The sequence below is a fragment of the Streptomyces sp. CA-179760 genome (assembly GCF_050937045.1).
GTDB lineage: Bacteria > Actinomycetota > Actinomycetes > Streptomycetales > Streptomycetaceae > Streptomyces.
Genome location: NZ_JBNJLZ010000001.1, coordinates 403,494 through 425,892, shown reverse-complemented (window position 1 = coordinate 425,892; position 22,399 = coordinate 403,494). Strand labels below are relative to the sequence as shown.

At 71.3% G+C, this 22,399-nt stretch carries 19 protein-coding genes and 2 pseudogenes; 14 read left to right on the top strand and 7 right to left on the bottom strand.

Features of this window, described 5'->3' with window-relative positions; genetic code table 11:
- Positions 1 to 16 precede the first annotated feature (16 nt).
- Positions 17 to 2,203 (top strand): annotated as a pseudogene (locus tag ACQEV8_RS02040) (alpha-L-rhamnosidase N-terminal domain-containing protein); the annotation flags it as partial.
- A 50-nt stretch (positions 2,204 to 2,253) separates the two neighbouring features.
- On the opposite strand, the gene ACQEV8_RS02035 reads toward ACQEV8_RS02040, so the two are convergent.
- A complete protein-coding gene (locus ACQEV8_RS02035; protein ID WP_432956811.1) occupies positions 2,254 to 2,415 on the bottom strand; it encodes a hypothetical protein in 162 nt (53 codons plus the stop codon).
- A 94-nt stretch (positions 2,416 to 2,509) separates the two neighbouring features.
- On the opposite strand from ACQEV8_RS02035, the pseudogene ACQEV8_RS02030 reads away from it, so the two are divergent.
- Positions 2,510 to 2,779: pseudogene (locus tag ACQEV8_RS02030) on the top strand (discoidin domain-containing protein); the annotation flags it as partial.
- 431 nt (positions 2,780 to 3,210) lie between these two features.
- Entirely contained in the window at positions 3,211 to 3,378 is a 168-nt protein-coding gene (locus tag ACQEV8_RS02025) for a hypothetical protein (protein WP_432956809.1), read from the top strand.
- A gap of 67 nt (positions 3,379 to 3,445) precedes the next feature.
- Here the strand turns inward: ACQEV8_RS02025 and ACQEV8_RS02020 are convergent, their stop codons facing one another.
- Both ACQEV8_RS02020 and ACQEV8_RS02015 read right to left on the bottom strand, forming a co-directional pair.
- Positions 3,446 to 6,085, bottom strand: a complete 2,640-nt coding sequence (locus ACQEV8_RS02020; protein WP_432956807.1) for a family 78 glycoside hydrolase catalytic domain — start codon at positions 6,083 to 6,085, stop codon at positions 3,446 to 3,448.
- Positions 6,082 to 6,825 (bottom strand): alpha/beta hydrolase, encoded by a 744-nt coding sequence (locus tag ACQEV8_RS02015; RefSeq protein WP_432956805.1) that lies wholly within the window; start codon positions 6,823 to 6,825, stop codon positions 6,082 to 6,084. The genes ACQEV8_RS02020 and ACQEV8_RS02015 overlap by 4 nt, the downstream gene beginning before the upstream one ends.
- Positions 6,826 to 7,043: 218 nt before the next feature.
- Between ACQEV8_RS02015 and ACQEV8_RS02010 the strand changes: the two genes are divergently transcribed.
- The 5 genes from ACQEV8_RS02010 to ACQEV8_RS01990 all read left to right on the top strand — a co-directional run bounded on the left by ACQEV8_RS02010 (position 7,044) and on the right by ACQEV8_RS01990 (position 13,556).
- Positions 7,044 to 8,051, top strand: coding sequence for a LacI family DNA-binding transcriptional regulator (locus ACQEV8_RS02010; protein ID WP_432956803.1), 1,008 nt, complete (start codon positions 7,044 to 7,046; stop codon positions 8,049 to 8,051).
- Positions 8,052 to 8,449: 398 nt separating this feature from the next.
- Positions 8,450 to 10,009 (top strand): ABC transporter substrate-binding protein, encoded by a 1,560-nt coding sequence (locus ACQEV8_RS02005; protein WP_432956801.1) that lies wholly within the window; start codon positions 8,450 to 8,452, stop codon positions 10,007 to 10,009.
- Between the two features lie 9 nt (positions 10,010 to 10,018).
- Complete coding sequence (locus ACQEV8_RS02000) at positions 10,019 to 10,960, top strand: ABC transporter permease (RefSeq protein ID WP_432956800.1); 942 nt, start codon at positions 10,019 to 10,021, stop codon at positions 10,958 to 10,960.
- Positions 10,957 to 12,717, top strand: a complete 1,761-nt coding sequence (locus tag ACQEV8_RS01995; RefSeq protein ID WP_432956797.1) for a dipeptide/oligopeptide/nickel ABC transporter permease/ATP-binding protein — start codon at positions 10,957 to 10,959, stop codon at positions 12,715 to 12,717. Before ACQEV8_RS02000 ends, ACQEV8_RS01995 begins: the two co-directional genes overlap by 4 nt.
- Positions 12,714 to 13,556 carry an ABC transporter ATP-binding protein gene (locus tag ACQEV8_RS01990; RefSeq protein ID WP_432956795.1) on the top strand — a complete coding sequence of 281 codons (843 nt, stop codon included), beginning with the start codon at positions 12,714 to 12,716 and terminating at the stop codon, positions 13,554 to 13,556. The genes ACQEV8_RS01995 and ACQEV8_RS01990 overlap by 4 nt, the downstream gene beginning before the upstream one ends.
- 34 nt (positions 13,557 to 13,590) lie before the next feature.
- On the opposite strand, the gene ACQEV8_RS01985 is transcribed toward ACQEV8_RS01990, so the two are convergent.
- Positions 13,591 to 14,613: a zinc-dependent alcohol dehydrogenase family protein gene (locus ACQEV8_RS01985; RefSeq protein ID WP_432956793.1), complete on the bottom strand. Its 1,023-nt coding sequence runs from the start codon at positions 14,611 to 14,613 to the stop codon at positions 13,591 to 13,593.
- A gap of 74 nt (positions 14,614 to 14,687) precedes the next feature.
- Positions 14,688 to 15,941: an MFS transporter gene (locus tag ACQEV8_RS01980; protein ID WP_432956792.1), complete on the bottom strand. Its 1,254-nt coding sequence runs from the start codon at positions 15,939 to 15,941 to the stop codon at positions 14,688 to 14,690.
- 211 nt (positions 15,942 to 16,152) lie between these two features.
- Between ACQEV8_RS01980 and ACQEV8_RS01975 the strand changes: the two genes are divergently transcribed.
- Both ACQEV8_RS01975 and ACQEV8_RS01970 read left to right on the top strand, forming a co-directional pair.
- Positions 16,153 to 16,251 carry a hypothetical protein gene (locus ACQEV8_RS01975; protein ID WP_432956789.1) on the top strand — a complete coding sequence of 33 codons (99 nt, stop codon included), beginning with the start codon at positions 16,153 to 16,155 and terminating at the stop codon, positions 16,249 to 16,251.
- Positions 16,238 to 16,525, top strand: a complete 288-nt coding sequence (locus ACQEV8_RS01970) for a hypothetical protein (RefSeq protein ID WP_432956787.1) — start codon at positions 16,238 to 16,240, stop codon at positions 16,523 to 16,525. Before ACQEV8_RS01975 ends, ACQEV8_RS01970 begins: the two co-directional genes overlap by 14 nt.
- A 32-nt stretch (positions 16,526 to 16,557) precedes the next feature.
- On the opposite strand, the gene ACQEV8_RS01965 is transcribed toward ACQEV8_RS01970, so the two are convergent.
- A complete protein-coding gene (locus ACQEV8_RS01965) occupies positions 16,558 to 17,556 on the bottom strand; it encodes a LacI family DNA-binding transcriptional regulator (RefSeq protein WP_432956785.1) in 999 nt (332 codons plus the stop codon).
- 204 nt (positions 17,557 to 17,760) lie between these two features.
- On the opposite strand from ACQEV8_RS01965, the gene ACQEV8_RS01960 reads away from it, so the two are divergent.
- The 3 genes from ACQEV8_RS01960 to ACQEV8_RS01950 all read left to right on the top strand — a co-directional run bounded on the left by ACQEV8_RS01960 (position 17,761) and on the right by ACQEV8_RS01950 (position 19,737).
- Positions 17,761 to 18,921, top strand: a complete 1,161-nt coding sequence (locus ACQEV8_RS01960; RefSeq protein ID WP_432956783.1) for an MFS transporter — start codon at positions 17,761 to 17,763, stop codon at positions 18,919 to 18,921.
- Positions 18,921 to 19,064, top strand: a complete 144-nt coding sequence (locus ACQEV8_RS01955; protein WP_432956781.1) for a hypothetical protein — start codon at positions 18,921 to 18,923, stop codon at positions 19,062 to 19,064. Before ACQEV8_RS01960 ends, ACQEV8_RS01955 begins: the two co-directional genes overlap by 1 nt.
- Before the next feature lie 103 nt (positions 19,065 to 19,167).
- Entirely contained in the window at positions 19,168 to 19,737 is a 570-nt protein-coding gene (locus tag ACQEV8_RS01950; protein WP_432956780.1) for an alpha/beta hydrolase, read from the top strand.
- On the opposite strand, the gene ACQEV8_RS01945 is transcribed toward ACQEV8_RS01950, so the two are convergent.
- The gene (locus ACQEV8_RS01945; protein WP_432956778.1) at positions 19,700 to 20,740 is read right to left on the bottom strand and encodes a LacI family DNA-binding transcriptional regulator; all 1,041 of its coding nucleotides are present in this window, start codon (positions 20,738 to 20,740) and stop codon (positions 19,700 to 19,702) included. The genes ACQEV8_RS01950 and ACQEV8_RS01945 overlap by 38 nt on opposite strands.
- A 347-nt stretch (positions 20,741 to 21,087) precedes the next feature.
- On the opposite strand from ACQEV8_RS01945, the gene ACQEV8_RS01940 reads away from it, so the two are divergent.
- Positions 21,088 to 22,038: a carbohydrate ABC transporter permease gene (locus ACQEV8_RS01940; RefSeq protein WP_432956776.1), complete on the top strand. Its 951-nt coding sequence runs from the start codon at positions 21,088 to 21,090 to the stop codon at positions 22,036 to 22,038.
- Positions 22,039 to 22,399: the final 361 nt, after the last annotated feature.

Below are 22,399 nucleotides of genomic sequence, written 5' to 3'. Positions count from 1 at the left end.
CTGGGAAGGCCCCTCGATGCAGCACGTCTCCCGCCGGTCCGCCCTGCGCTCCGCCATAGCCGTGGCCCTCGCCCCGACCCTGGGCTCCTTGGCCCTCCCCGGCCTCGCACCGGCGGCGTCCGCCGCGAACTCCTGGACCGCGAAGTGGATCTGGGCGCCGTCCAGCACCACGAACCAGTGGGTGGCCTTCCGTAGATCGTTCTCCCTCGCGACCACGCCGTCGAAGGCGGTGACGCGGATCGCCGCCGACTCGAAGTACTGGCTGTGGGTGAACGGCACGCTCGCCGTCTTCGACGGCGGGCTCAAGCGCGGCCCGAACCGCACGGACACCTACTACGACGAGATCGACCTCGCCCCCTACCTGAGGGCCGGCGGCAACACGGTGGCCCTCCTGGTGTGGCACTTCGGCAAGCAGGGCTTCTCGCACCACAGCAGCGGCAAGGGCGGGCTGCTGTTCCAGTCCGACATCCGGACCGGCACGAGCACCACCCGCCTCGTGAGCGACACCAGCTGGAAGCACACCGTCCACCCGGGCTACTCGAACAACACCAGCGGTACGCAGGTCAACTTCCGGCTGCCCGAGTCCAACATCTTCTACGACGCCCGAGCCGCCGCCGTCGTGTCGGGCTGGCGCTCGCCCGGCTTCGACGACAGGGGCTGGACGGCGCCGACCGACCACGGTGCCTCAGGCGCCTCGCCCTGGAACGCCCTCGTCGAACGGCCGATCCCGCTGTTCCGCTATTCCGGTCTGAAGTCCTACACCAACGCCGCCTCGCTACCCGCCAGGGGCTGGGGTCCCAGCGCGATCTCGGCCACCTTGCCGTCCAACATCCAGGTGACCCCGTTCCTGAAGGTGGACGCTCCGGCCGGGGCGGTGATCGGCATCCAGACCGACCACTACGACGACGGCGCGGGCCTGACCGGGATCGAGCCCGGGACGCAGTACAACGTGCGCGCCACCTACGTCTGCGCCGGCGGGGTCCAGGAGTTCGAGCCACTGGCCTGGATGAGCGGCACGGCCGTGCGGTACACGATCCCGGCGGGTGTGACGATCCTGGAGCTGAAGTACCGGGAGTCCGGCTACGACACCGACTTCACCGGGTCGTTCAGCAGCAGTGACCCCTTCCTGGACGCCCTGTGGGGCAAGGCAGCCCGCACGATGTACGTCAACATGCGGGACAACTACATGGACTGCCCCACCCGCGAACGGGCCCAGTGGTGGGGAGACGTGGTCAACCAGCTCAAGGAGGGCTTCTACACCTTCGACACCCGCTCCCACGACCTCGGCCAGAAGGCCATCGCGCAGCTGGCGGCCTGGAAGAAGGACAGCGGCGCGCTGTACTCCCCGGTTCCCACCACCATCTGGACCTCCGAACTTCCTGTCCAGATGCTGGCCTCGGTGTGGTCGTTCTGGACCTACTACCTCTACACGGGCAACGCCGACGCGATCACCGTCGCCTACCCGGCGGTGAAGGGGTACCTGAACCTGTGGAGCCTGGACGGGGACGGCCTGGTCAACCACCGGGCGGGAGACTGGGACTGGGAGGACTGGGGCTCCGACATCGACGCCCGTGTGCTGGACAACTGCTGGTACTACCTGGCCCTGGACACGGCCGCGAAGCTGGCCGCCCTCAGTGGCAACAGCGGGGACGTGGCCGGCTGGCAGTCCAGGCGCGACAGCGTCAAGGCCAATTTCGACCGCGTCCTGTGGGACGCTTCCCGGAACGAGTACCGCTCACCCGGCTACACCCGTGACACCGACGACCGGGCCAACGCCCTCGCCGTCGTCGCGGGCCTGGCCCCCGCCTCCCGTCACCGAGCGGTGACCGAGGTGCTGCGCACCCATCTCAACGCCAGCCCCTACATGGAGTTCTACGTCCTGGAGGCGCTGTACCTGATGGGCGCGGCCACCGTCGCCGAGGAGCGGATGCGCAACCGCTTCGCCGCCCAGGTCGCCGACCCTGCCTGCCACACGCTGTGGGAGCTGTGGACCAAGTCCGCCGGCACCGACAACCACGCCTGGAACGGTGGCCCGTTGTACGCGCTGTCGGCGTACGCGGCCGGAGTGCGTCCCACCGCGCCCGGCTGGTCGTCGTACGAGGTCGTCCCGCAGACCGGCACGCTCACGCGGATCCACACAGTGACCTCGACCGTGGAGGGCGACATCCGCTTCGGTATCGAGCGCGACGGCACCCGGGTGACCTTGACGCTCACCTCGCCGAGCGGGACCACCGCGAGGGTGGGCGTGCCCACCTACGGCGGCTCCCAGCCGGTCATCAAGGCGAACGGCACCACGGTTTTCAGCGGCGGCTCCGCCACCGGCGGCGTCAGCGGTCTGAGCGATGCGGGCAGGGACTCCTCATATGTGTACTTCACCGTCCAGCCGGGGACCTGGACGTTCACGGCGACGGGCACGGGCCGTCTCGACGATCTGGCCCTGGGCCGTCCGGTCACCAGCAACAGCAGTGTGGAGAACGGTGACTGGGGCCGAACCCGGCTCACCGACGGCATGCTCCGGGGCGTGACCGGTGCCAAGGGCTACACCAGCGACGAGTTCGCCGCCGCCGACGTGAGCGCCGCCCCCGTATGGGTGGAGATCGACCTCGGAGCCGACAGCGACCTCGATGCCGTACGCCTCTTCCCCCGCACCGACACCCCGGCGGCGGGCGGCGCAACCGCGGGCTTCCCGGTCGACTTCACGATCCGGACCCGACCAGATGGCTCCGGCACGTACACCACCGTGCGCACCGTCACCGGGCAGCCGAACCCCGACGGGCTCGTGCAGACGTACGGATTCAGGACGACCACCGCCCGCCATGTGCGGCTGGAGGTGACCAGGCTCGGCACGCCCGCGTCCGACGAGGACACCAAGTACCGCCTCCAGCTCGCCGAACTCACCGTCCCCACCGCCGCGACCACCATCACCAGCAACTGCACACTGGAGAACGGCGACTGGGGGAAGACCCGGGTGCTGGACGGCAGCACCACGAGTGTGGCGGGCTCCAAGGGTTTCACGAGCATCGACTTCTCCTCCGCCGATGTCAGCGACACGCCGGTGTGGGTCGAGGTTGACCTCGGCGCCGACCGGCCGATCGGCGCCGTCACCCTCCACCCGCGCGCCGACACCCCGGGGCGGGGGGTGGAAGCGCGGGCTTCCCGGTCGACTTCACGCTGCAGACCCGCACCGAGGGAGCCTCCTCCTACACCACCGTGCGGACGGTCACCGGCCAGACCAACCCCGAAGGGGGTGCCCAGACTTACACCCTCACAGCCGCGAGGGGCCGGCACCTGCGGCTGCGCGCCAGCAGGCTGGGCAGGCCGGCGTCCGACGAATCGACCCGCTACCGCCTCCAGCTCGGCGAGATCCGCATCGAGTAGAACGACTGCCGCGGGAGCCCTTGTGCGCCGGGACGGCACAGCCCTGGCCCCCACGACCTCGTCGCCGTCACCTGGTGCACGCACGCAGGACGAGGCGATGACCTCCGGACCCGAGTCCACCGACGGCCTGTTCCGAGCACCAGCCCTCGGGTGGGAGGAACCGGCCGGTCGTGCCGGGGGGCAGTTCTGCCTTCACCGTGAGAGTGTCACCACTGATCGTCCAGTCGACGGACGCCGGCCCGTACGGGGTGGTGATCGAGGCGCCCGCCGAGCTGAGCGTGGATCCGGGGCGGGGCGCGATCTCGATGGTGCGGTAGCCGGGACCGGTGGCCCGCAGCCCGGCGACGGACCGGTAGAGCCAGGCGGCGACCGACCCGTAGGCGTAGTGGTTGAACGACAGCATCGTCCCGGCCTTCTCCGTGTCGATCGTGCCGTCCGGCCGGATGGCGTCCCACCGCTCCCACATGGTGGTGGCGCCGCGCTCGACCTGGTAGAGCCAGCCCGGACACTCGGTGTTGAGCAGCAGCCGGTACGCCTCCGCGGTGTGACCGCCGGCGGTCAGGGCCGGCAGGACGAAGGGGGTGCCGAGGAACCCGGTGGCGATACGCCCGCTGTTGGCGCGCACCAGGGCGGCCAGCGACTCACCGACCGCGGCGCGTTCGGCGGCGGGCGCGATGCCGAACTCCAGGGCGAGCGCGCACCCGGTCTGAGTGGTGCGGGCGTGGTCGCCCCACTTCCGCCAGGCGGCTTCGGCGGTCCGCCGGTGCAGGTCCGTGTACCGGTCGGCGTCTTCGGCGCGGCCCAGTTCCCGGGCCGCGTCGGCGAGCAGGCGGGCGCTGTGCGCGACGAAGGCGGTGGCGACGTAGGCGGAATCGGTGGTGGCGCGGGCGGGGTCCTCCGGTGGGGCGGCCGGGTCGAGCCAGTCCCCGAGCTGTGCGTTGCCGCTCCAGGTCCCGTCGTCGTCGAGGCGGCCGGCGGTGAACTCGACCCAGGCGCGCATCGTGGCGTAGTGCCGGCCCAGCAGAGCGCGGTGGCCGTAGGCGTCGAAGAGGGCGGCCGGTACGACGGTGGCGGCGTCGCCCCAGCCGGCGGCGGTACCGGCGAACGGCAGGTCCATCGGCGGCAGTTCGCCGAGGTCGACATCGGGAATCACCAGCGGGACCGCGCCGTCCGGCCGTTGCTCGATGCCGAGGTCGGTGAGCCAGCTGTCGAGGAAGGCCCGGCTGTCGAACGTGGCGCAGGCGGTCGGGGCGAAGGCCATGATGTCGCCGGTCCAGCCGAGCCGTTCATCGCGTTGCGGGCAGTCCGTGGGGACGGCGAGGAAGTTGCCGCGCTGGGAGCGGACGACGTTGGCGTACAACGCGTTCACCCGCTCGTCGGAGCAGTGGAACTCACCGATCCGGCGCAGGTCGCTGGCCACCACGGTCACCTCGACCCGCTCGACGGAGACGCCCGGGGAGACGTCGATCTCGGCGTACCGGAAGCCGTGGAAGGTGAACTCCGGTTCCAGTTCGGCCGGGCCGCCGGACAGGGTGTACCGGTCGGTGGCGCGGGCACCGCGCAGGATGCTGGTGAGCAGCCGGCCGTCGCCGTCGAGGACCTCGGCGTGCCGGACGGTGATCGTGCTGCCGGCCGGGCCGTCGGCGCGGAGCCGTAGCCAGCCGGTGATGTTCTCGCCGGCGTCGACGGCGAGGGTGCCGTCCGGCAGCGTGCGCGGCTCCGGCTGGATGACCCGCACGACCCGCACCGGCGGGTGGGCCCGCTGGGTCAGGCCGGAGGGCAGGGGGAGCGCGGCGGCCCGCTCCCAGGCGCGGTCGTCGAAGCCCGGCAACTGCCAGCCGTGCGGCTCGTGGCGCAGGTCGCGTTCGCAGCCGTCGTACAGGTCGGCCGCTCGCAGGTCGCCGTACCCGCTCCGCCACTGGTCGTCGGTGCCGACGGTGACGGTGCGGCCGCCAACCAGGGTCACCTCCAGCTGGGCGAGCAGCGCACAGGTGTCGCCGTAGACGTCGCGGTGCTTGTGCCAGGTGAGATGGCCCCGGTACCAGCCGTCCCCGACGGCGGCGGAGAGGGCATTGCGGCCGGGGGAGAGCAGGCCGGTGACGTCGTAGGTGGCGTACAGGAGCCGGTTCGAGTAGCTGGTCCAGCCCGGTTCCAGGAGTTCGTCGGAGACGGGCCGGCCGTTGACGGCGGTGCGGTGGACGCCCAGTGACGTCACGTAGAGGCGTGCGGATACCGGCTCCGCCGGGAGGTCGAACTCCCGGCGGAGCAGCGGCACCGGGCCGGGGGAGGTACGGCCCCGGTCGCCGGGCACATGGACGGGACGGGCCGTCCAGTCCCCGTCGTCGAGCAGTGCGGCCTCCACCCGGGCGGGCTCGCTCCACTCCGTCCACCCGAGGTCGGTGCGGACTCGCACCCGCCAGAGAAGGGCCTCGCGGCTGCCCAGCGGTCCGGCCGGCCAGGGGTGGTCGGTCACCACACCGGAATCGACCTCGCCGCTGGACACCGCGCCGGTGAAGGACCGGTCGGACGCCACCTGGACCTCGTAGGCGTGCTGCAGGACGCCCGGCCGGTCGCTCGCCAGCGACCACGACAGACGGGGTTCGGGGTAGGGGGTGGCCACCAGACCGGAGTCGTCCGCGGTGCGCAGCCCGGTGACCGTCGTCGCGGTGTCGGCCGTACGGAGTGCCTCGAAGCTCGGGGTCGTCATGACGTCAGATGCCTCCGGAGGAATCGCAGCGTGGACCGGTGCAGCGTGGTGCGGTGCGGGACGGTGCCCCAGGCGTGGTCCGCGCCCTCGATGATCTCGAGTTCCGCGTTGCCGTCGTAGTGCTCCAGGTAGCGGCGTACGTAGGGGAGCGGGGCGATGTCGTCCTTGTCGCCGTGCAGGATGTGGACGGGGCCACGGTAGGGCGCGGAGCGTCCGTACACGTCGAGACCCGCGATGTCCGCCACGAGCGCGGGACTCATCCGGTGCCCGTCGGCGTCGAAGTACCCCTTCTCCTCGATCTCCGCGGCGAGGCTGCGGCCCTTGAGGTGGCCCCCGGCGAGCTCGAAGGGGGCGACGGCTGCCGGGGACCACAGGCACAGCGCGCCGATTCCCGGCTCCTCGGCGGCGACGATTCCGGCGACCACACCTCCCATGCTCATCCCGACCAGGCCGATCCGGCCGGGGTCGACGAAGTCGAAGGTCCGGACCGCCTGGAGCACCGCGCGGGTCTCGGCGATCTCACCGGTGACGGTGACGTCGAAGAAGTCGCCGTCGCTCTCGCCGTGGCCGGACAGGTCGAACCGGACCGAGGCGATGCCGTGCTCCGCCAACAGCCGTGACATGGCGACGAAGTTCGGCAGTTCGAGCCGGTTGGAGGCGAAGCCGTGCACGAACACCACCGTGGGACGGCGGGCGCCCGCCGGGCCTTCGGGGATGTGCACCGTGGAACGCAACGTCATGCCGGCGTGGAGGAAGTCGTGATGGCAGATCACGCGGATGCCTTTCGGGACGTGTCGAGCGCGGGCGTGGGCGGCGGTCCGGCCGCGACGCGCGCCTCACGTGGAGAGGGACAGGGCGTCACTCAAACGCGTCTCACTTAAACGTGTAGGTAAGCTGAGCCGCCAAGTTAGCCGTGGCCGCAGTCTTTGGCAAGACGCCCGGCAGAGGGAGGGCACGTATGACCGGAAGACCCGGTGGCAGACGTGTGACCGGCGCGGATGTCGCCCGTGAGGCCGAGGTCTCCCGCGCGACGGTGAGCTACGTCCTCAACGACTCCCCGCACCAGCGGATCCCCGAAGCCACCCGGCGCCGGGTGCGGGAAGCGGCCGACCGGCTCGGCTACGCCCCGTCGCCCGCGGCGCGCAGCTTGCGCAGGGGACGCTCGGACATCGTGCTCGGCCTCCTGCCGGACTGGCCGATCGAGCACGTCCTCGGCAGGCTGGTGCAGCAGCTGACGGCCGCCCTGGCCCTGCACGAACTCACGTTCCTCGTGCACTCGGCGGCGCACCCCGCGAGGCCCCTTGCAGAAGTGTGGAAAGCCCTGACGCCGGCGGCCGTTCTGGCGCTGGACGCGTTCCCGGAGACCGAGGCCGGTGCCATGCGGGCGGCGGGTATCGAGGTCGTCATGGCGGTGCACGGCTCGGCGGGGAGCGGGAACCGGTCCGCTCTCGTGCCGGAGGAACCCATCGGCGCGGCGCAGGCCCGCCATCTCGCCCCCACGCACCGCCGACTCGGCTACGCCTACCCGGATCTGGCGGGGCTCGGCGTCCTGGCCGGGCCGCGCCTGGAAGGCGTGCGCGAGGTGTGCGCCGAACTCGGCCTCGCGGAGCCGGACGTCCGGACCGTTTCCCCCGATCCGGGCGGCGCCGTCGAGGCGGTGCGGGCCTGGCGCGCGGCCGATCCGCCGGTGACGGGCGTCTGCGCGTTCAACGACGCCGTCGCCCTGGCCGTGCTGGCCGCCCTGCGCTCGCTCGGGCTGCGGGCCCCGCGGGACCTCGCCGTGATCGGCGTCGACGACCTTCCCGGCGCCGCGCTGGCCCGGCCGGCCCTGACCACGATCGCCCGCGACACCGACACCATCGCGCGAGTCCTGGCCCACCGCATCGTCCACGCCCTCGAAGGGACAGGAGGCCGCGCCGAGCCCGTCCCGGAGCTGCTGCGCGTTCAGGTCCGGGTGTCGGCCTGACCGGCCCGGTGTCGTGCCGGCACCGGGCCGTTGAGCAGGGGCGGCCCGGTGTCGTGCCGGCACCGGGCCGTTGAGCAGGGGCGACAGGCCGCCGAGGGTCGTTTGCCCGCCCGTCCGGGGCGGGCTCGGCGTGAGGGCGAAGCCGGCCGTCGCCGCGACCATCGGCCGCGAACCTCTTGCGCAACCCAAGCGACACAGTTAATTTACGGACACTCACTTAAAGGTGTAAGTGGCGGTCTGCGTGCCGCTGCGAACCATGCCGCCGCCAGGCCGGTCCACCTCGGTGGCTCCCTCGTGATCCACGTCGGCCAAGCCCGTACCTCTCGTGCTCCCGGCCCTTCTCGCGCCGCCCGCTCTTCCCGTTCCACACCCTCGCTCCCGACCGCACGGAGACCTCGATGAAGAGAAGAACCGCCCTCCAAGCCTCGCTCGGCGTGGTGGCAGCGCTCGCGCTCGCCGCCTGCGGCAGTGGAAACGGCGGCAGCGGTGCCGGCGGCGCAGCCGCGGACACCCTCACGATCGGCCTGTCCTCGGCTCCCAACAGCCTGGACCCGGCCCAGATCGCCACCGGACCGTTCCTGAGCTACCTCGACCCGGCCTACGCCACGCTGCTGACCCGCAACACCAACGGCTCCCTCGGGGCCGGGCTGGCCGACAAGTGGGGCTACACCGGCACCGGGAACACCGAGTTCCGGCTCCGCCTGCGCAGCGGGGTGAAGTTCGCCGACGGCACGCCCATCACCGCCGCCGACGTCATCAAGTCGTTCCAGCACTTCCAGAAGGGCAGCGGCCCCAACGCCTCCAACTACCGCCCCCTGACCTTCACCGCGCCGGACCGCACCACCGTGCTGGTCAAGAGCCCGGCCCCCAACCCGGACATGGGGGCGCTGTTCACACCCCAGTTCCTGGGCGGCGCGATCATCAGCCCCGCGGGACTGAAGGCCCCGAAGAAACTGGCGTCCGCGACCTTCGGCGCCGGGCCGTACACGTACAGCGCCGCACAGTCCGTCTCCGGCGACCACTACGTCTACGTGCCGAACAAGAACTTCTACGACCAGTCCTCCATCCACTACAAGAAGATCACCGTCCGGGTGATCCCGAACGTCAACTCACAGGTGCAGGCGCTGAAGTCCGGGCAGATCGACTTCATGTACGGCACGCCGGACGTGGCGCCGACCATCGCCGGCGACAGCTCCCTCACCGTCGTCAAGAAGCCCACCACCTGGGCGGGCCTGTTCCTCCTCGACCGCGACGGCACCGTCGTCAAGGGGCTGGCCGACGTGCGGGTCCGGCAGGCGCTGAACTACGCCATCGACCGTGACGCGATCACGAAGGCGGTCTACGGCGCCTACGGCACGCCGGTCTCCCAGCCCGCGATGCCGGGCTACGACGGCTTCAGCACCGACGCGCAGAAGATGTACCCCTACGACCCGGCCAAGGCCAGGAAGCTGCTGGCCCGGGCGGGATACGCCAAGGGCCTGTCCATCCCGGTGAACTACGGGTCGTTCGACCCCACGACCGCCAAGCTCGTGCAGGCCGTACAGGGCCAACTCGAGAAGGTGGGCGTCACATTGAAGCTGAAGGCCGCCACCAACTTCGGCGGGTGGATCGACGACCTGCTGACGAAGAAGTTCGCCGCCACCGTTCTCTCCCCCGGCCAGGGCGGCGACGCGAACTTCTACGCCCAGCAGGCGGGATTCACCAAGACCGGCATCATGAACGTCTTCGGCGTGCAGGACCCGGACGTCGACGCCGCCTACTCACGGCTCGCCGCGTCGAACGCCAAGGCCTCGGGTGCGGCGGCGAAGAACCTGACCGACGTCATCACGCGCGACGCGCTCGCGCTGCCGGTGTCCGGTGCCGACCTGATCATCATGCACAACAAGAAGCTCCACGGCGTGCAGTTCCCCCAGGGCAGTTCCCTGCCGACATCTGTCACGGCGTGGACGTCTCGGTGACGAGGACCCATGCTCCCGATCATTCTCCGCAGGCTGGGGCTGTCCGTCCCGCTGTTGCTGGTCGTCTCGGCGATCACCTTCCTCCTCGAGTCGTTCGTCCCGGGCGATCCGGCACGCACCCTGCTGGGGCTCAACGCCACGCCGGAGCAGTACGACGCACTGAGGGCCGCGCTGCACCTGAACGAACCGGTCGCCGTGCAGTACTGGCTCTACCTGAGCGGTGTCCTGCACGGTGACCTCGGCACCTCCCTGTTCACCGACGAACCCGTGCTGGGGCTGATCGGGCAGCGTCTGCCCGTCACCCTGGCGCTGGTGATCGGGGCGACGGGACTGGCGAGCCTGGCCGGTGTCCTGCTCGGGGTGTACAGCGCGACCCGCGGCAGGTTCAGCCGCCGGGTGGTCGACGTCGTGTCCCTGCTGGGCGGCGCACTTCCCAATTTCTGGATCGCTCTGCTGCTCGTCGCCCTGTTCGCCGTCAGGTTCGCGCTCTTCCCCGCCACCGGGTACACCCCGTTCGCCGAGTCCCCGGGGCAGTGGGCCGCCGGCCTCGTGCTGCCGGTGGTCGCCCTCGCGATCGGCGGAGTCGCCATGATCGCCAAGGTCACCCGCGACGCGATGCTGACCACCCTCGGCCTCGACTACGTCAGAACACTGAGAGCGTCCGGTGTCCGGCCCGCGTCCATCGTCTGGAAGCACGCGCTACGCGGGTGCGGGCTCCCGGTGGTGACCACGATCGGACTCACGATGATCGCGTTCATTCCCGGCACGATCCTCATCGAGAACGTCTTCACCCTGCCCGGTCTCGGGACCACGGTCGTGGACGCGACGAACCAGCACGACCTGCCGGTCGTGCAGGGCGTCGCCGTCACCTTCACGGTCCTGGTCATCGTGGTGAACCTCCTCGTCGACGTCCTCTACGGCCTCCTGAACCCGAAGGTACGTGCGGAATGACCACTGCCGAACCGCCCCTGAAAGCGCTGCCCCGGGCCAGGGCCAACCCCTTCGCCGGACTCTGGCGCCGTCCCCTCACCGCCTCGGCGTTCGCCGTGGTCGCCGGGATCACCGCCGCCGTGATCCTCGCCCCGCTCCTGGCACCGCACCCGCCCCTGGCTCAGGACCTGCTGGGCGCGCAGGCCGGCCCGTCGGCGACCCACCCCCTGGGCACGGACAGCCTCGGCCGCGACGTACTGAGCCGGTTGCTGTACGGCGGCCGGCCGACCCTGCTCGGTGTGGGGCTCGCCCTCCTCGTCTACGCGGCGGTCGGCGTGTCCCTCGGTGTCCTCGCCGGGTATCTGCGCGGCTGGACCGACCGGGTGATCGTCGCCGTGTCGGACGTCATGCTCTCGGTTCCCGCGATCATCGTCACGCTCGCCGTCCTCGCGATCTTCCGGCAGAGCAACGCCGCCGCCATGCTCACGATCGGCTTCTTCGCCTCCGCCAACCTCGCCCGGGTCATCCGCAGTTCCTGCATCGCACTGCGCGAGGAGCTGTTCGTGGACGCCGCCAGGGTGTCGGGACTCGGCCCGGCGCGCATCATGGCCCGGCACATCCTGCCGGGCCTGGCAGGCCAACTACTGGTGCAGCTCTGCCTGTTCGCGGGAATCGCCCTCGCCATCCAGACCGGCCTCGGGTTCCTCGGCATGGCCACCCCGGCACCCGCCCCGAGCTGGGGCGGCATGGTCGGGGAGGCCGCGCAGACCATGCAGCAGGACCCTTACCCGCTGCTCGTCTCCGGCGGTCTGATCGGCCTCATGTCCATCTCCTTCGGACTGCTCGGCGACGGGCTGCGCGACCTGGAGGAGGACCGGCGCAGAGCCACAGGCGGCCGGTTGCGGCGGCCGGTGGCCGTCAAGGACGCCACGGGTGTGCCGGATGTGCCGGCCAAGCCGTCCGACGGGGCGGTGCTCGAAGTCCGGGACTACTCGATCGCGTTCGCCACCGCCCAAGGGCCACGGACCGTCGTCGACTCCATCGGCTTCACCGTGCGCCCCGGCGAGATCTTCGGCCTGGTGGGGGAGTCAGGCAGCGGAAAGACGGTCACGGGACTGTCACTGCTCGGCCTGCTGCCTCCCAGCGGGGCCGTGACCAAAGGCTCCGCCTGGCTCTCCGGCCGACGGATCAGCGGCATGCCGGAACGCGAACTGCTGCGCCTTCGCGGCCGCGAGATCGCCCTGGTGTCGCAGGAACCCATGATGGCGCTCGACCCGTACTTCACCATCGGCTCGCAGCTGTCGGAGGTCGTGCGGCGGACCGGCGCGGTGACCGGGGGAAAGGAAGCCGTACGGGCACGCGTCCGGGACCTTCTGACCAGCGTCCACCTGCGGGACCCCGACGACGTGGCGCGCAGGCACCCGCACGAACTGTCCGGCGGCATGCTCCAGCGGATCGCCATCGCCATGGCACTCGCCGGCTCACCGAAGGTGCTGATCGCCGACGAACCCACCACGGCACTGGACGTCACCGTGCAGGCGGGCATCCTCGATCTGCTCCGGACCCTGCGCGACGAGCGAGGCATGGCGATCGTCCTCATCACACACGACCTCGGGGTCGTCGCCGACACCTGCGACCGTGCCCTCGTGATGGAACGGGGCCGGATCGTGGAGGAAGGCCCGGTCGAGGACGTCTTCTACCGGCCCCGCCACCCCTACACGAGGCAACTCATCGCCAGCACCCCCAGCATCGCTCCTACCGAGGGCAGGACCGCGTGACCGGAACACCCGTACTCCAACTCGACGGCGTCGCGGTCCGTTATCCCTCCCGCGGCTTCCGGAAACCCCCGACCACCGTCATCGAGAACGTGTCGTTCGAGGTCGGCCAAGCCGAAACGGTCGCGCTCGTGGGCGAGTCCGGCTCGGGGAAGACCACCATCGGCAAGGCGGTGCTGGGACTGACCCCGGTCGGCGGCGGACGCGTACTGCTGGACGGGCGGGACATCACCCGGCTCACCGGCCGTGCCCGCCGGCCGCTGTCCTCCGACATCCAGGCCATCTTCCAGAACCCCTACGGGTCGCTGAACCCGGCGCTGCCCGTGGGCCGGACCCTGGCCGAGCCCCTGCTCACCGCCGGTTCCACTCTCACGCGCACAGAGGTCCACGAGCGCATCGCCGAGCTGCTCCGCCGCGTCGGACTGCCGGAGGACGCCGCCGGCCGGTACCCGGCCCAGTTCAGCGGAGGCCAGCGCCAGCGCATCGCCATCGCCCGCGCGGTGGCCCGGCGACCCAGGATCATCATCTGCGACGAACCGACCAGCGCCCTCGACGTCACCACCCAGGCCGCCGCCCTTGACCTCCTCGCGGAGCTCCAGGACACGCTCGGCTGCGCCTACCTGTTCATCACCCACGACCTCGCCGTCGTCAAGGAGTTCGCGGCGCGCACCCTGGTTCTGCAGCGGGGACGCATCGTCGAGGAGGGCCCCAGCGCCGACGTCTGCGACCGGCCCCGGCACGAGTACACCCGGCGCCTGGTGGCGGCCGCGCCCGTCCCGGACCCGGTCCTGCAACGCAGACGCCGTGAACAGCGGACGGAGGCGCGGGCCGCCACCGGTTGAGCCGCCCGGGCGATCCCGGGCGGCGGCGCACGCCTCAGAGGGTGAGGAGCACCTTGGTGGCGCGGCGTTCGTCCATCGCCTTGTAGCCTTCGGCGGCCTCCTCCAGGGGCAGCGTCAGGTCGAACACCTTGCCGGGGTCGATCTTCCGGTCCCAGATGAGCTGGATCAGCTCGGGCAGGAAGCGCCGTACGGGCGCGGGACCGCCGAGGGTGTGGATGCCGGCGAAGAACAGCTCGATGCCAGGGATGCTCACGTCGTAGTTGACGCCCACATAGCCCAGGTGCCCGCCACCGCGGGTCGCGCCGACGGCCTGCATGAAGGACTCCTGCGTGCCGACCGCCTCGATCACCGAGTGCGCGCCGAGGCCGCCCGTGAGTTCCTTGATCTTCGCGATGCCCTCCTCACCGCGCTCCTCGACGATGTCGGTGGCGCCGTAGTAGCGGGCCAGCTTCTGCCGCTCGGGGTGGCGGGACATGGCGATGACACGTTCCGCGCCGAGGTGCCTGGCAGCCAGGACGGCCATCAGACCGACCGCGCCGTCACCGACGACGGCGACGGTCCTGCCGGGTCCGGCCTCGGCGGCGACGGCCGCGTACCAGCCGGTGCCGAGCACGTCGGAGGCTGCCAGCAGGGCGGGGATCAGCTCCGGGCCGGGCTGTCCGGGGGTGGCGACCAGGGTGCCGTCGGCCAGCGGGATACGGGCCTTCTCCGCCTGGGTCCCGATCCCCGCGTGCACGAACTCGGCGTGCACGCACTTGGACTGGAAGCCGGCCTGGCAGATCTCGCAGGTGTTGTCGGAGATGACGAACGATCCGACCACGAAGTCCCCGGGCTTGACGCTCTTCACCTCGGAGCCGACCTCCTCGACCACGCCCACGTACTCATGGCCCATGAGCGTGTGGTCGGCGGGCTCGATGCCGCGGTAGGGCCACAGGTCGGAACCGCAGATGCAGGTCGCGGTCAGCTTCACGATCGCGTCGGTGGGCTCGACGATCTTCGGATCCTCGCGCTCCTCCACCCGGACGTCGCCGGCCTTGTGCATCACTACTCCGCGCATGGCTGTTTCTCCTTGTTCTGTGTTCTGTGTCTGGCGCCCGTGGCGCCGGTTCCTTCTCTGCTCGTCCCGCCGGGTCAGCCGGAGGACTGGGCGGGGGACTGGGCGGGGCGGCGGCGCTGGACGAGCGCGACGGTGATCGTGGGGATCAGGGTCAGTGCCGCGATGACGGTGCCGACGGCGGCGGGACCCCTGGCCCCCAGGGAGGAATCGAGGGACAGCCCGGCGATCCAGGAGCCGACGGCGGTACCCAGGTTGAATGCCGACACGGTCAACGCGGACCCCAGAGTGGGTGCCCGGCCCGCGAAACGAACCCCGAGGGAGATGAGGACCGGGTTGGCGCCCAGCCCGAACAGCCCCAGCAGGGCGATCAGCATCACCGTGGGCACGGCGTGCCCGGCCAGCAGGCAGACCGCCAGCAGCAGGGCGGTGGTCACGGCCGGGGCCACGATCGTCGTCAGGTACGGACGGTGGTCCCCGAGGCGGCCGCCCAGGAGGAAGCCTGCCAGGGCGCCGGCCCCGAAGCCGACCAGGACCAGCGGCACGAGGCCGGCGGCCAGCCCGGCCTCACCGGTCAGCAGTGGCGAGATGTAGGTGTACGTCGACAGCACGCCACCGGTGGTGGTCGTGCAGGCCGCGAGGACCAGCCACAGGCGCTTGGAGCGCAGCGCCGACAACTCCGAGCGCAGTGAGACCGCCTGGTCGCTCTCGGAGTCGCGCGGCACCTGGCGGGCGATGAGCACCATGGCGGCAGCCCCGAGGACGGCGAGTGCCCAGAACGGCCCTCGCCAGCCCATGAGCTGGCCGGCAAAAGCTCCCAGCGGCACACCGACGACGTTGGCGAGCATCGCGCCGGCGCCGACGACACCCAGAGCGCGGGAACTCGCGGCGGGGCCGGCGGCACGGGCGGCCACCACGTTGGCCACCGCCCAGAACGCCCCGGTCGCCAGCGCCGTCAGGAACCGGGCCGCAAGCAACAGCGCGAAACTGGAGCCGAGCGCGACGATGACGTGCCCGGCCGCGAAGACGCCCAGGGCGAGGACCAGCGTCAGGCGCCGGGGCAGTCGCAGCGTCAGCATCCCCATCAGCGGCGCGCCGATGATCATCCCGACCGCGAAGACGGTGATCAGCAGCCCGGCCCGGCCCACGCCGACCTGAACGTCCTGCGCGATCTCCGGCAGCAGTCCCGCCACCACGAACTCGGTCGTCCCCATCAGGAACGTGCCCAGGGCCAGTACGTGGACGACGAGCGGAAGCCGGGTGGGCGGCCGCTCGCCGTCGGGGACGTGGCTGTCGGCAGGTGCGTGGAGGGTTCCTCCTCGCGTGGTCATACATTGTCTCCGCAACGGATCGGGAACGTGGTGCGCATCCCACGAAACAACCTCTGCCGCGCGCGAGGGAGACCGCGTTTATGGGGGTACCAGCTCACCCCCTCCTCACCTACCTGTTCGACCTGGCCAAGGCCGCCGACGCCAGATCCGCGACCCGGCGTCGTCGCAAAGCCGTCGGCATCCCCCGCGTGTCCAGTGACTGCTGGACTCCATGACGCTGTCCGCGGCGTGCGTCAGCAACGGCCGCCTGGACATGGTGGCCACGAACCCGCTGGCCCGGGCCCTGTTCTCCGCCCTTGTTCGACAGTGACACGACCGACGAGCACGTCGCCCGAACTTCGCCTGGTATCACGTCCTCGACGTGGCCTCGCACGACTTCGCCGACGACTGGGAGGCGGAGTCACAGCTTCCACCACCCCGACGCCGGCAGCCTGGAATTCGAGTACCAGCCGCTGGATCTGCCCGTGTCCGCCCATGAGGCGCACTCGCTGACCATCTGCACCGTCGGACCGGGCACCACCGACGAGGACCGGCTCAAGCTCCTCGCCGGCTGGGCGGCCACCCCGCGCGACCGGTCACCATGAGGCCGCGAGGCCCCCGTCCGGGCGTGCCCCGATCAGGCGGATTCCCGGAAGCGGAGCAGCAGGTCGTCCCGGAGGGGCTCGTCAGGCGTCTCCTTGCCGCCCAGCGTGTCGACGACGCGGCGGGCCAGACCCCGGGCGATGGCGTCGGTGTCGCGGACGACCGTCGTGAGCGGCGGCTGGGCCAGGGACGAGCCCGGGATGTCGTCGACGCCGATCACGGCCAGGTCGCGCGGGGCCCGCAGCCCGAGATGGCCCAGGCCCGCGAGCACGGCGAGGGCGATGTTGTCGTTGAACGCGCAGATGCCCGTCACCGGCGGGTCCGCGCCCAGCCACCCCTTCACCGCTTCGGCGGCGCCGGCCGCGTCGAGGGGTACCGTCCGGACGTCCGGCTCCGGCATGCCCAGTTCGGCGCAGACCTTGCGGACGCCGTCCAGCCGCGGCCCCGCCAGGACGTCCAGGCCCGGCAGGTCGGGGTAGGCGTAACCGAGCCGCCGGTGCGGTGCGGCGAGGTGGCGTGCCTGCAGTGCGCCGATCGGCTGCTCGGACACCAGCGGAGGCCGGGGCTCGCCTCGCGCCGATCCGTGCATCGCCATGACGACCTCGATGCCCGCCGCCCGCATGGCCTCGGCTTCCTGGTCGTCGAAGTCCTGGAGGGCCAGCACGGCCGCCGGGGTCATGGCCTTCCAGATGTCCCGCAGGGGGCGCGCGGGGCGCGACGACGAGTGCACCACGAAGGTCAGCCCGTTCTCGGCGAACGCGTTGGTCAGCTGCTGGATGAGCCGTCCGAGGACGTGCTCGATCGGCCAGTCGGGCAGCAGGCCGAGCACGATTTCCGAGCGTCCCGTGCGCAGGGCACGCGCCGCGGCCGAGGGCGCGTAGCCCAGCCGGGCGGCCGCGTCCCACACCCGCTGCCGGGTGGTCTCGGGGATCTTCTGGTGGGGAACGCCGTTGAGGACGTAGCTCACCGTGGCGCGGGAGACTCCGGCCTCGCGCGCCACATCCGCGCTGGTCACCCGTCTGCCCTCGGCCACCCCGGTCAGCCCCCTCGCCTCGGTCGCACCTCTTGTCAAAGCCCACGGCCGCGGTTAGCTTACCGGCCAGATCGTTCAACTGGCACGCGTAAGTGAAACGAGTAGGCGGATGCCGCTCGGAGCGTCACCCCGACGACTCGCGGCCAGGCCACCCGACGACCCGCCCCCCTTCCTTGTACTCGTCGTGCTCGTCGAGGAGGACCCATGGCCGGCATCAAGGACGCCGCGAGAACAAACCCGTGGAAGACCGCGACCCTCGCCGGTATGGCCTCCTATCTGGACGCCGCGGCCCTGGTCACGTCGGGAATCGCCATCGGCGGCTACTACGCCGGGCCGCTCCAGCTCGGCGCCGGCGCGATCGGATCCCTGCTGGGCCTGCAGACGCTGGCGTTCGCGTGCGGCGCGCTGGCCGGCGGGCGGCTGGGGGACCGGTTCGGCCGCAAGACGGTCTTCACCCTCTCGCTCGCGCTCTACGCGGCCGGTGTCCTGCTGCTCCTGGTGGCCATGGGTCCCGCTGCGTTGTACGCCGGTGTCGTGGCCACAGGCCTGGCCATCGGCGCGGACCTCCCCGTCTCGCTCGCCCTCGTCAACGAGGAGGCCCCGCCCGGCAGGAAGGGCACCATGGTGGTGTTCTCCGGCATGCTCTGGCTCGCCGGGATCGTGGCCGTGCTGCTGCTGAGCTCCTTCATGGGGGTCGGCGGCATGCCGGGCGGCCGGATCCTGTTCGCCCATCTGCTGGTCGTCGCGGTCGTCGTGCTGCTCATGCGCCTCACCCTCGGCGAGTCGGCCGAATGGACCGCCGCCCGCCGGGCCGCCGACGCACGGAGGGCGACCCGCTCCCAGGCCATCGAGTTCAGCCGCGTCCGGGACCTCTTCCGGGCACCGGCCCGCCACGCCCTGCTCGCGACGGGCCTGTACTACGCCACCTGGAACCTCGGCGCGAACACCCTCGGCCAGTTCGGCACCTTCCTGTGGACCGCGCTGGCCAAGGGCGAGGTCGCACAGTTCTCGCAGCTGACCCTGGTCGGCCTGCCGGTCGGATTCGTCGCCGGCCTGCTGTTCATGCGGGTGGTCGACAAGCCGTCCCGGCACGCCTGGTTCGCCGTCGGCTCCGGCCTGATCGTCCTGGCCTGGGCCCTGCCCGCGCTGCTGGGGCCGGGCAAGGTCGCCCTGGTCGCCGTCATGCTCCTCTCCGGACTAGGCAACTCCTTCGCCGGCGAGGCCGTCTACAAGGTCTGGTCGCAGGAGCTGTTCCCGACCCTCCTGCGCGCCACCGCCCAAGGCGTCACGATGGCCTTCACCCGGGCCGTCGCCGGACTGGCCGCCCTGGGCACCCCGCGTTCGCCCTGGGGCACACCCGCCTGATGTTCGGCGCCCTGTTCGTCCTGGCACTGGCTGCGGCCGTCATCGGCCTGTTCTGGGTGCCCCGCCTGCCCACGGACTCTCGACCCGAGCCGACGGCACCCGACATCGCTGCACCCGGCACACCCCGGGCGACAGCGGTGTGACCACAGACAACCTTCAGAAGGACCCGATGGTCATGACCCCGCCGCCCTTCGATCCGCCGCCCTTAGACCCGGAGCTCGCCGCACACCTGGAGGCGATCCACGCGTGGCTGCCGGCGGCGACCCTGACCGCATCGTCCTCGGGAGCGGCGGGCCGGCCGCGGCGGTGGCGCTGCCGGCCCGCGACCGGGGCGGCCCGCGCGCGCTCGGCCGGATGCTGATGCGCTCGATGCTCGACGACTGGAACGACACCCCGTCCGCCCACCAGATGGCGGGCCTCGGCGTGTTCGACCGCACGTCCAGCGAGACCGGGTGGAGCGCGCTGCTGGGAGCGCCGCGCTCGTGCGGCGGACGTCTCGCCTTACGCCGCGCCCGCTCGCGCGGACGACCTGTCCGGTCTTCCCCCCCGGCGTTCATCGACGTGGGCTCGGCGGAGACCTTCCGCGACGAGGACGTCACCTGCGCGAGCCGCGTCTGGCAGGCGGGCGGCAGCGCCGAGCCGCACGTGTGGCCGGGCGGTTTCCACGGGTTCGACAGCCCGGTACCCGAAGCGGCCCTCTCCGTGGACGCCCGCGCGGCCCGGATCCGCTGCTGCGCCGGCTGCTGGGCGAGTGAACCGCCGCCACGCCCCGGCCGGGCTATCGGGGAGGAGCGGCGGTGGTTCGGCGCGGCATGAGCGAGGGGGAGAGCTTGATCTGAACCGATGACTTCCCCCGGTCGGCGATTCGCTCCAGGAGGAGGCGCGCGGCGTTGTCGCCGATCTCGCGGCCCGGCTGGTCGACGCTCGTGAGGGAGACCGGGCCGAAGGAGGCGAAGGTCGTGTTGTCGTAGCCGGCCACGGAGATGTCGCCCGGCACCGACACCCCGGCTTCGGCGAAGGCCTCCAGTACCCCCATGGCGACGACGTCCGCACCGGCGAAGACGGCCGTGGGGCGGTGAGGCCGCGCGAGCAGCCGCCGAGCGCCCTCGGACCCGCCCTGCTGGGTATAGCTGGTGGAGACGACGTCGATCTCCTCCCCGAGGCCGAGGGCGCGCATGGCACGCCGATAGCCGTCGGCGCGCTGGGCGTTGGGCATCTCCTCGATGCGGGTCGGGTCGGTCTCGTGGTGCTCGATGTGGGCGATCCGGCGGTGTCCGAGGCCGGCCAGATGACGGACGAGCATGGACGCGCCCGCCACGTCGTCGTCCGTCACGGTGTCGTACGCCGGGGAGTGCCCGTGACGGCCGACGACCACGGCCGGCACGGCGGAGGCGACGCGCTCGAGACGGGCGCGCGACGACACGGGGGCGATCAGGACGACGCCGTCCATGCCGCGGTCGATCATGGCTTCGGTGACGCGAGCCTCCGTCTTCTCGTCGTTGCAGCCGCCGGGCCCGAGGAAGACCTGGTAGTCGGTGTCCGCGAGCCGGCCGGTGATCCCGTCGACGATCTCGGGGAAGAAGGGGTTGCGGATGTCGGGCAGCATCACGCCGATGGTGTACGTCTGACCGCGCAGGCCCCGGGCGGCAGCGAGCGGCCGGTACCCCAGCTCGTCGATCGCCCGGCGCACCTTCGCGCGCATCTCGGGGCTGGCTCCGTAGGCGTTGCGCAACACCTTGGAGACCGCTGTCGTGGACACCTGGGCGTGCCGCGCGACGTCGACGATCGTGACGCGGCGAGGCGGTGCCGGCTGTTCCATCCCGGGGTCCTCCGGTGCGGTGGGGAACGTTGCCGGAGAGTGTACGGACGGCGTCACCCTTCAGTAAGCCCACGGCGAGATCGTCCTGAGCCGTCGCGCGAATCGAAACCTCGGGCTGACGTAACAGCACTGCAGCGTGCGCGGCATCTTGACGACATGCAGGACGCTCTCTAGGGTCTGGCAACACCCTTTGGGAAACGTTACCCACTAGCAGGGTCCGGGGACTCCGATCCCGGTGCCCAGTCCACACCCCCAAGACGCGGAACGCGGCCGGTGGTCACACGCCGCCGAGTTGGCCGAACCAGGCCGCGCCACGGTTTGAAACGTTTCAAGGAAGAGGTCCGCCCGTGACCCTCGCTCCGCACGAGCATCTGCCGGACCACGACCGCATGCCCCGCACGGCGCCGGCGGTCAGGGCACCGCGCCAACCTCGCGCCAGACCCTCCTGGTGGTTCGCCGCCCCCGCCCTGCTGCTGTTCGCCTTCGTCGTCCTGGTGCCGAGCGCCCGCGGTGTGTACTACGCCTTCACCGACTGGGACGGCCTCGACCCCGACTTCTCCTTCGTCGGTCTGGACAACTTCACCGCCATGGTGGGCGACGCCGACGCCCAGCAGGCCGTCTGGCACACGCTGCTGATCGCCGTGTCGATCACGGTCCTCCAGAACGGGCTCGGACTGCTGCTGGCCCTCGGGGTCAACTCGGCCATCAAGTCCCGCAACGTGCTCAGGGTGTTCCTGTTCGCGCCGGCCGTGCTCACCCCGATCGTGACCGCCTACCTGTGGCGCAACCTGCTCGGTCCGCAGGGCGCCGTCAACAGCCTGCTGGGCACCGTCGGACTGGACGGCCTGCGGCAGGACTGGCTGGGCAACCCGGGCCTCGCGCTGTGGGCCCTGGTCGCCGTGATCGTGTGGCAGTACGCGGGCTACTCCATGGTCATCTTCCTGGCCGGACTCCAGTCGGTGCCCAAGGAGATCCACGAGGCGGCGGCGATCGACGGCGCCGGTCCCGTACGGCGCTTCTGGTCGGTGACCCGGCCGCTGCTGGCCCCGGCGTTCACCATCAACCTGATGCTGTCGATCATCGGCGGACTCAAGCTCTTCGACCAGGTGTACGCGCTGACCGGCGGCGGACCGGGGCACGCCACCGAGACCATCTCGACGCTGATCTACAAGGACGCCTTCACGCTGGGCGAGTTCGGCTACAGCATCGCGCTGGCGGTGGTGCTGACGATCATCGTCGCGGTCGTCTCCACCGGGCAGTACGTCGCGCTGTTCCGCAACGAGAGGGCCGCGTCATGAACCGCTACCGTCCCCGTACCCTCGCCCTGGAACTGACGATGATCGCCGCCGCGCTCTTCGTCGGCTTCCCGGTGTACGTCCTGGTCAACCTCGCCGTACGACCGGCCTCCGACACCTCCTCACCCATCGCGCCGACGGCCTCGCCGACCCTGGACAACTTCACACAGGCCTGGGAACAGGGCGCGCTCGGTGGAGCGCTCGCCAACAGCGTGCTGGTGACGGCGTTCAGCGTCGCCGTCGTGCTGGCCGTCTCGTCCCTCGCCGCCTATCCGCTGGCCCGTGTCACCTCCCGCTGGTCCCGGGGGCGTACCTGCTGGTCCTCCTCGGTCTCATACTGCCCTTCCAGCTCGCCTCACTGCCG

Excerpts from the sequence above, each read along its gene's own strand:
- ACQEV8_RS02010 (WP_432956803.1), top strand. The coding sequence starts at position 7,044 with ATGACCGGAAGACCCGGTGGCAGACGTGTGACCGGCGCGGATGTCGCC.
- ACQEV8_RS01960 (WP_432956783.1), top strand. The coding sequence starts at position 17,761 with ATGGCCGGCATCAAGGACGCCGCGAGAACAAACCCGTGGAAGACCGCG.
- ACQEV8_RS02005 (WP_432956801.1), top strand. The coding sequence starts at position 8,450 with ATGAAGAGAAGAACCGCCCTCCAAGCCTCGCTCGGCGTGGTGGCAGCG.
- ACQEV8_RS01985 (WP_432956793.1), bottom strand. The coding sequence starts at position 14,613 with ATGCGCGGAGTAGTGATGCACAAGGCCGGCGACGTCCGGGTGGAGGAG.
- ACQEV8_RS01975 (WP_432956789.1), top strand. The coding sequence starts at position 16,153 with ATGACGCTGTCCGCGGCGTGCGTCAGCAACGGCCGCCTGGACATGGTG.
- ACQEV8_RS02020 (WP_432956807.1), bottom strand. The coding sequence starts at position 6,085 with ATGACGACCCCGAGCTTCGAGGCACTCCGTACGGCCGACACCGCGACG.
- ACQEV8_RS01980 (WP_432956792.1), bottom strand. The coding sequence starts at position 15,941 with ATGACCACGCGAGGAGGAACCCTCCACGCACCTGCCGACAGCCACGTC.
- ACQEV8_RS01945 (WP_432956778.1), bottom strand. The coding sequence starts at position 20,740 with ATGGAACAGCCGGCACCGCCTCGCCGCGTCACGATCGTCGACGTCGCG.
- ACQEV8_RS02015 (WP_432956805.1), bottom strand. The coding sequence starts at position 6,825 with ATGACGTTGCGTTCCACGGTGCACATCCCCGAAGGCCCGGCGGGCGCC.
- ACQEV8_RS01955 (WP_432956781.1), top strand. The coding sequence starts at position 18,921 with ATGTTCGGCGCCCTGTTCGTCCTGGCACTGGCTGCGGCCGTCATCGGC.
- ACQEV8_RS02000 (WP_432956800.1), top strand. The coding sequence starts at position 10,019 with ATGCTCCCGATCATTCTCCGCAGGCTGGGGCTGTCCGTCCCGCTGTTG.
- ACQEV8_RS01995 (WP_432956797.1), top strand. The coding sequence starts at position 10,957 with ATGACCACTGCCGAACCGCCCCTGAAAGCGCTGCCCCGGGCCAGGGCC.